The following is a 2,596-nucleotide window of genomic DNA, read 5'->3' as shown; positions in this document are numbered from 1 at the left end:
CGCGCGGCCCGGCGCTCGCGCATCGTCGCCGCGATCCGCCGCCAGCGGTGCCGGGACACCTGGCTCCGGCGGCCTCCGTTCCTATCTCCGCCGGCCCATCGGCGCATTGGGCGGGCCATGCCCGCGCCGCCGGCGCGGCGTGTCGGCCTGGTGCGGTCGGCGGCGCCGCTTTCCCCGGCGTGCGGCGCAGGGGCCACGGGCCGGCCCGGACGGGTCGCGGCGAAGGCGAGGCGTCCCCGCCGCGGGCCGCCGACCGCGGCGCCGGTCATGGATGGCGGACGCGGGGCCTCAGCGTCCCGGCGAAGCGCCCGGGACACCCCCCGGCATGCCCCCGGGCGGCAGCACGCCGGCCGGCAATTGCATGGTGCGGTAGCCGGCAGGCGGCTGGAAGCGCGCCGCGTCCTGCGGCGCATAATCGACCGCCACCGCCTCGACCGCCCCGCCGCGCTCCCCCTGGCCGCCGCGGCTGCGCAGCATGACGCCATCGGCGGTGATGCAGGCCTCCCCCTGCGTCGGGCCATCGGCATAGCGCCAGAGCGTGCAGGGCAGCCCCGCCACCCTCTCCTGCCCGGCGCGGGTGAAGCGCGCGCTGTCGGGCGGCTGCAGCGGCAGGTTGAAGCCGCCCGGCCCGCCGCCGGCCGGCAATTCCACCGCCACCCGCTGCTGGTCGAGCACCAGGAAGACGCGCTGCGCCGCCTGGTCCACCACCGTCCAGCCGGCTTCGCCCGGCAGGTCCACCCTGAGCTTCCGCGCCGCCGCCAGCCAGGCCATGCGCAATTCCCGCCCCGCGGCCGGGCCGGCGGTGACGCGGTAGGCGATGGCGACGTCGCGCGCCGGCTGGAAGCTCGGCCGGTCCTGCGCCGCGGCGGGCCGGGCGAGGCCGAAGGCCAGCGCCAGAGCGGCGAGCCCGGCCGGAAGGGCGCGCATCAATCCTCCTCGGTCCGGCGCGCCAGCACCTCCCGCTTGCCGACATGGTTGGCGGGGCCGACCACGCCTTCCTTCTCCATCTGCTCGATCAGCTTGGCGGCGCGGTTGTAGCCGATGTTGAGGTGGCGCTGGATGAAGCTGGTGCTGGCCTTGCCTTCCCGGCTGACCAGCGCGACAGCCTGGTCGAACAGGCCCTTCTCGCCTTCCGACGCGCCGGCGATGCCGGACAGCGACAGGCCGTCGCCGCCCAGCTCCTCCTCCTCGCTCTCGGTGACCTCCTCGACATAGGCGGGCTCGCCCTGCTCCCGCAGGTATTCCACCACCTTCTCGACCTCGGCGTCGGAGACGAAGGGGCCGTGCACGCGCGCCACGCGGCCGCCGCCGGCCATGTGCAGCATGTCGCCCTGGCCCAGCAGCTGCTCGGCGCCCTGCTCGCCCAGGATGGTGCGGCTGTCGATCTTGCTGGTCACCTGGAAGGAGATGCGGGTCGGGAAATTGGCCTTGATGGTGCCGGTGATGACATCGACCGAGGGCCGCTGCGTCGCCATGATCACATGGATGCCGGCGGCGCGCGCCATCTGCGCCAGGCGCTGCACCGCCGCCTCGATCTCCTTGCCGGCGACGATCATCAGGTCCGCCATCTCGTCGATGACGACGACGATCATGGGCAGGGGCGCGAGGGCCAGCGGCTGGTCCTCGAAGACCGGCTTGCCGGTCTCCGGGTCGAAGCCGGTCTGCACGCGGCGGGACAGCACCTCCCCCTTGCGGCGGGCCTCCACCACCTTCTCGTTGTAGCCGCCGATATTGCGGACGCCGAGCTGGCTCATCGCCTTGTAGCGACGCTCCATCTCCCGCACCGTCCATTTCAGCGCGCCGATCGCCTTCGGCGGCTCCGTCACCACCGGCGCCAGCAGATGCGGGATGCGGTCATAGACCGACAATTCCAGCATCTTCGGGTCGATCATGATGAAGCGGCACTCCTCCGGCCCGAAGCGGTAGAGGAGCGACAGGATCATGGTGTTGATGGCGACCGACTTGCCCGAGCCGGTGGTGCCGGCGATCAGCAGGTGCGGCATGCGGGCGAGGTCGGCGATGACCGGGTTGCCGCCGATATCCTTGCCGAGCGCGAGGGGCAGACGGCCGGGATGCCGCATCCAGTCCTCGCTGCCCATCATCTCGCCGAAATAGACCGTCTCCCGCTTCGCGTTCGGCAGCTCGATGCCGATGACGTTGCGGCCGGGGACGGTGGCGATGCGCACGGCGGTGACGTGCATGTTGCGCGCGATGTCGTCGGCCAGGCCGATGACGCGCGCCGACTTGGTCCCCGGCGCCGGCTCCAGCTCGTACAGCGTGACTACCGGGCCCGGGTTGATGGCGGCGATGCGGCCGCGCACGCCGTAGTCGTCCAGCACCTGCTCCAGCAGGCGGGCATTGGCCTGCAGCGCCTCCTCGCTCGGCCGGCCGACGCGCTTGGCCGGCGGCTCCGCCAGCAGGGCCAGCGGCGGCAGGCGCCAGGGATCCTCGCCGGCCAGCGGCAGCACTTCCTGCCGCGGGGCGGGGCGGGCCGGCTTCGCCGCCGGGGCGGGGGCGGCGATGCGCGCCGGCTTCGGCGGCATGCGGTCCGCGGCAGGGGGCGGTGGCGCCACTTCCGGGCCGGGCGCGGCCCGCG

The 2,596-nt window shown here is 73.9% G+C and carries 2 protein-coding genes; both read right to left on the bottom strand.

Going from position 1 to position 2,596, the window contains the following annotated elements; all coding sequences use genetic code 11:
* Positions 1–288: 288 nt before the first annotated feature.
* Positions 289–927: a hypothetical protein gene (locus E2C05_RS30910; RefSeq protein ID WP_133223442.1), complete on the bottom strand. Its 639-nt coding sequence runs from the start codon at positions 925–927 to the stop codon at positions 289–291.
* A partial coding sequence (locus E2C05_RS30905) for a DNA translocase FtsK (RefSeq protein WP_275670528.1) occupies positions 927–2,596 on the bottom strand: 1,670 nt, incomplete at its 5' end. The genes E2C05_RS30905 and E2C05_RS30910, both read right to left, overlap by 1 nt.

The sequence above is a fragment of the Paracraurococcus ruber genome, assembly GCF_004353985.1.
Classification (GTDB): Bacteria; Pseudomonadota; Alphaproteobacteria; order Acetobacterales; family Acetobacteraceae; genus Paracraurococcus; species Paracraurococcus ruber.
Note: the sequence above shows the minus strand (reverse complement) of the source record. Positions and strands in the feature narration are given on the sequence as shown.